The 5602-nt window shown below is 38.0% G+C and carries 5 protein-coding genes; all 5 read right to left on the reverse strand.

Features of this window, described 5'->3' with window-relative positions; translation table 11 throughout:
• Positions 1–521, reverse strand: a 521-nt coding sequence (locus K8S13_RS02625; RefSeq protein ID WP_291460210.1) for a response regulator, incomplete at its 3' end; no start/stop codon positions are given.
• Positions 518–3241, reverse strand: a complete 2724-nt coding sequence (locus K8S13_RS02630; RefSeq protein WP_291460212.1) for a PAS domain S-box protein — start codon at positions 3239–3241, stop codon at positions 518–520. The genes K8S13_RS02625 and K8S13_RS02630, both read right to left, overlap by 4 nt.
• The gene (locus K8S13_RS02635; protein WP_291460214.1) at positions 3238–4266 is read right to left on the reverse strand and encodes a phosphate/phosphite/phosphonate ABC transporter substrate-binding protein; all 1029 of its coding nucleotides are present in this window, start codon (positions 4264–4266) and stop codon (positions 3238–3240) included. The genes K8S13_RS02630 and K8S13_RS02635 overlap by 4 nt, the downstream gene beginning before the upstream one ends.
• Positions 4267–4348: 82 nt before the next feature.
• A complete protein-coding gene (gene cbiR / locus K8S13_RS02640; RefSeq protein ID WP_291460215.1) occupies positions 4349–5203 on the reverse strand; it encodes a cobamide remodeling phosphodiesterase CbiR in 855 nt (284 codons plus the stop codon).
• A gap of 40 nt (positions 5204–5243) precedes the next feature.
• Positions 5244–5602: cobalamin biosynthesis protein (locus K8S13_RS02645; RefSeq protein ID WP_291460217.1), on the reverse strand; the 359-nt coding region annotated here is incomplete at its 5' end.

Consider the following 5602-nt stretch of genomic DNA (forward strand, 5'->3'; position numbering starts at 1 on the left):
CCAATTAAGCGAAGGCTCTCTTTGTTCGCATCTTTTATTTTACCGGATTCATCAATAATTACATATCCGGTACCAGTGGTTTCAATCAAAGATCGATAAAGTTTTTCGCTATCTCTAAGAGCGTTCTCAGCGTTTTTTAATTGTTTTTTCCCCTCCAGTTTTTCCAGGCAGTTTTTTATGCGAAAGACCATCTCTTCAGGTTCACAGGGCTTGAGCATATAGTCATCAGCCCCAAGCCGAAGACAGTCAATGGCAAATTTAACATCACCAAAACCTGTCATGACAATGACCATTATTTCAGGTTGTAAGGTTTTTGCTTTTTTTAAAACCTGAAATCCGTCAATCCCAGGCATGACAAGATCGGTCAATACCAGATCAAAGGAGGAGATCTGTAACAAATCAATTGCTGCTTTCCCATTACCTGCTGTAAAAACATGATACCCTTTTTGTTCAAGGTACAAACTTGTACCTTGAACAAGTGTAATATCATCATCGACCAATAATATTTTATATTTTTTCATATTTTATGCCCGATTGGTAATAAAATTGTAAAAAAGGCTCCGCCGGAAGGATGGTTTTCAACGATAATACTGCCGTTATGATCTTCGACATAGCTGTTACACACAGAAAGGCCCACACCTAAACCCATAATTTTTTTTGTACTGTAAAAAGGATCAAAAACATGATCCATGTCTTTTTTATTAACTCCCGGTCCAGTGTCATGAATTGTAATTACAATATTGTTTTCTTCAATAGTTGAATTAATTGTAATCTCTTTCCTTGAGGATTGACCCGTCATGGCTTCTATTGCATTGTTGATCAAATTAAGGAAAACATGTCCCAGTTGTGATGGGGAGGCATTAATTGTCGGAATTTCAGATGCTAAATTAACATTGACTTTAATCTCGAGTTTATCCATGTGAAATTGAACAAGAGAAATTGTATCATGAATAACAGTATTGATATGGGTCGGTTGTTTTTCTTCTTTACCTGGACGAGTCAGATTCATTAGCTTGTTTATGGTATTTTTTATTGAGTCAAATCCGATTTTAACAATTTCCAGATTTTCATACAATTTTTTTTCCGTTGCATAGGCCTCTTTTAGAAAACTCAGTAAAGTTACAATGCCCTGCAAGGGTGAATTTATTTCATGGGCTATTGTGGCTGCAAGCTGGCCGGTGGCAGCCAGTCTTTCCGACCGGACAAGTCGATCCTGTAAACTTTTAATTTTTGTAACATCTTGTGAAAACAAAATATACCCTGTGATATCATTATTTTCATTTTTCATGGGCATGATAATACAATGAATAAAACATTTTTCACCTGTCAAACTCTTGGATATAACATCGTACTCATATATACCGTTTTGCCTGACATCTCTGATTGCCCGCTTAAAATGCTCAGGTCTAACCTTTTCTTTGGTATGTATCTCCTGGATTGTTTTACCGATCACTTCTTTGGTTGGATATTTGAGGATGCGTTCTGCGGCAGGGTTATAGAGGAGAATGCGAAAATGAAGATCTATTGCAACAATAGCATGTTCAGTGGATGAGGATAGGATATTGTTCAAGGTGTTTGTTGTGTCTACAAGTTGTTTGTTTGTCCTTGACAATTCTAACGTCCGTTTTTCCACCCGAAGTTCCAGTTCATCATGGGCTTTTAGGAGAGCTTTTTCCATCTTTTTTCTATTTGTAATATCTATCATGATTTCCATACGCACCAACCGTCCATCCATCCATGGAATTGCCTGATCGTGTAATTCATGCCATCTTTCAAGTTTTTCATTATAATTTTCCCATATATAGAGTTTGGTCACATTACCTTTGGCATCTATTAATCTATCATTTGTGCAGAATTCGCAGGGTCCGGATTGATTGCCCTGGATTGTTTGCCAGCAAATTTTTCCGGTTAGGTCCCATCCAAAAAGAGTTTTCATGTGTTTATTCACGAAAAGAATTCTATTTGATTCCATATCGGAAATATAAACGGATGCGTTAACATTATTAAAAATAGTTTTTAATTGATGTTCTCTATATTTTAGAGCCTGCTCTGCCTGTTTCTGTTTGTCGATATTTCGTATAACGCTTACCCATCCGATACGCTGTTGCTGTTCATCTTCAAGTGGCAACACGCTGTGCTCAGAGATAAAGACAGTTCCGTTTTTGTGTTTCATTTTGAATTCAGGGATGTAAGCAAAACCGGACTCCTGTATAGCGGGATAAAGTATCGCTTTAAACTTTTCAAATGAGGCATTGTCGACATGTAAAAAATCTGTTTTACAATTTAACATTTCCTCACGGGTATAACCGAATATCCTTTCTGTAGACGGATTACAATTCATAATCAAAGGTGGAGCATCATTATTCAAGATAAAAATGGCATCCCGTTGGGAATAAAAGGTTTTTTCAAACAACTCTTTACTATCGCGCAGAGATGCTTCATTATTTTTCAGATCTTCTCTCATCCGGTAGAATGCATGGAACAGATCTCCAAGTTCTCCATGATAGGATGCAGAAACCTCATGGTCATAATCACCTGAACCGATTTTATCAGCATGAAAGGTCAGATCCCGTATGGGAGTTGTCAATTTTAAAGCCAGGAGTATGGAGGACACCACTCCGATAACAATAAAGAGCACCGTTATTAAAGCAACTATCATCAAATTCCGGTTAGAAGATTTTTTTCTGATATTATTAAAACATTCTGACATCACATTGATATGGCGAGAAATGCTATCAAGAGAAAGACCTACTTTAATCCCGCCTAGAGGTGTCTCACCAATCCAGATGGGAACAGAAACATCAAGTATGTTTTCACTGGCCTGGACAACATACTTCCCTTTTGTTTTGATAGCCTGTACACTCTCTGCATCATTTAAGTCGTTTCCGAATTCCGGAATTTTTTCATTTCCCGCATGAACAATTTTACCCTGTTGGTTATAAAGATAAATATAAAGAACATCCGGCAGACCAGCCGTCACACTCAAAAGTTCGTATATTGTCTGCATGTCATACTGATAAAAAGGATTGATCAAATTTTCCGCAAGCAGTCCTGTTATCACCTCACCCCGTTTTTTTGTTTGATCGAAAAGATCCTCACGGATGCTGTCATAGCTATAGGCAACGATAGCCTTCTGGGAAGAGCTAAAAAGACTCAACAGGACTCCGGTCAGCACTAACACAATACAGATAACCAGTGTCACGATATAGATGGAATACTTTGTACGAAGCTTTAGGCTCATTTGCTTATTTCCATCTGGATAAACTTAAGAATACTCCGAATCCGGTCAATGGAATCAAGCGCCTGGCTGTTCAGTTCATCAAATTTCGTTGTTTTCTGATATTTCTTGAGAACCGGTTTGGCTTTTAGGTCCAAATGTGCTTTCATGAGGACCTCTTTTAATCTAAACTTGACCGCCGGATCAAGATTGTTTCTGACAAGTTCAATAACCCTTGGAACGGGTTTTGTATGGTGAAATATAATAAAGTCCTTCCTCAGTTCCAGAGGGGTGTGATCTTTTTTATCCCAGTCCAGATTGCTGTATGCCGATACATCCACCATCCGCTTATGAAGCCAGATGGACATATTAATTTCCTGACCGGAAAAAACATATCCCACTCTTCCCTTGGGAGGTTTATCAAAAGGCGAATCCAGTTTTACAGGATTAATGCCTTTTTCAAGCAGAACATAAAGCGGTATAAAAAAAGCTGACGTGGATTCCGGTGATTCAAAAGCAATGGTCTTTCCGATCAAATCATTAATGGAACGGATATCACTGTCCCTTCTAGTGATAAAAACAGTATGGTATTCAGGAACTCCCCTTTTCCATCTTCTAAGCAGCATTTGGGCACCAGCTTCCTCCTGAAAAATAACCGCAGTAAATGGAGTTTCTGTGATCCAGTCCACTTTTCCTTTTTTGATATACGTAACCATCTGTTCTGTGTTTTTCGCAAAGATCACCTTGCTTTCAGTGATACCCAGATCATTCATATGAGATACCACATAATCTGCAATAGGTTTCAGGTAGGTGTAGTGCTTCTTGGGATTATTGCTAATTTTTCCGATAACAAGAACGTTCTTCCGGATGGAATCAACTAGTTCCAAAGGCAGGGCATTATCCGCCATTGAGACCATAGCCATGCTGCATACTAAAATAATGGAAAAACAAAATCTAAAGAGCAATAGTGTGACCCTGATATGCATATACACTTCTCTCCCTTCATCATTCCAGGAAAAAAATCTCACAGCAAGTTTCAAAGCAGGCATATTAAACCATCCTGCAAACAGAATATCTATTTATTCTTTCAGTTGCAACGTTTATCTTTTTGAAATTACTTTCTGGAAATAGTCATGAAATTCTATTGGGAAAATTCACAATCATTGGAGCAATGTTTTTAAAAACCTTAGAAAGAACTCTTAAGGAGCGGTTCAGGTTTTCAAGATTAAATACTTCAAGGCTGACCACCCCTGTAAAATCTTCCAGAATCGTCTGAACTTGTCTGAAGTATTCTTTCGGCAGTTTATCAAGAGCGGTATGATCTTTGATGTTCTGTTCGGAAAATGCCACACCATGTAAATGGATAATAGACGTTCTGAATTTATGTTTCTCAAATGTTTCCAAAAGGTTGTGCCCATACTTTATTTGGTGACCGGCATCAATGCAGACAGACACCTTAAATTCTTCCACCAGGGTTTCAAGACAGGAAAAAGGGTAGTCAAGGGTTTCAATGGAAATGATACCAGGGTTGGATATATCTGATATTAAGGCACCAAGACTTTGCCGGGTCTTCTCCTCCCAATTTTTCAGTTTTTTTTGATTTTCAATATTTTTTTTAACATCAGGCGGCATGTCAAGGTGAAGGGTGTGGGTGGTGGGATTTAAGGGCGCAAAAAGATCTATTACCGCAAGGATTGTATCCCTTGCCTTTTGTCTATTTACTAAAGATTCATGGGTCAGACTGACATCAATGGGAAGATGGATGTTATAAGTGAGGTCAAATTTTTGAGATAAATATAAAAGCTCTTTTACATCTTTTTTTGAAGGAAGGACTTCTGCTGGCCGGCTTTCAAAGATAAGAAGCTCAATTTCATCAAAAAATAGCCCCAGTTTTTTTACATTGGGGATAATATGATCCGGAAAAATAAAAGAGGTGGTTCCAAGTTTAAATTTTTTTTCCAGTTCTTCGTAGCTTGGCTTTGCCATTAATATTATTCCCGCGACTTAAAAAATTAATACGATTAACCTAAAAAATAAAAAGAATAAAGCATGCAATCAGCATAGCCAACAATGAGCTGAACATCATGAGGTCACATGCCTGCTTTATTTTTCCTTTTTTGGGATCTTTAAATTCTTTTCCAATATAAGGTTTTTCAACCAAAACGCCATGATAGACATTTGGACCACCAAGTCTTATTTTAAGCGCACCTGCAAACGCGGCTTCCGGATATCCGGCATTGGGACTTTTGTGAAGCGATCCCTGTGAGAAACCTGTCTTTAAAGATAAAACACCTCTTTTAAATGAAAAAAGAACTGCACCCAGGGAGATGATCAAAACTGATATTCTTGCCGGAATAAAATTGGCCACATCATCGATCCTTGCAG

It is taken from the genome of Desulfobacula sp., from assembly GCF_021107415.1.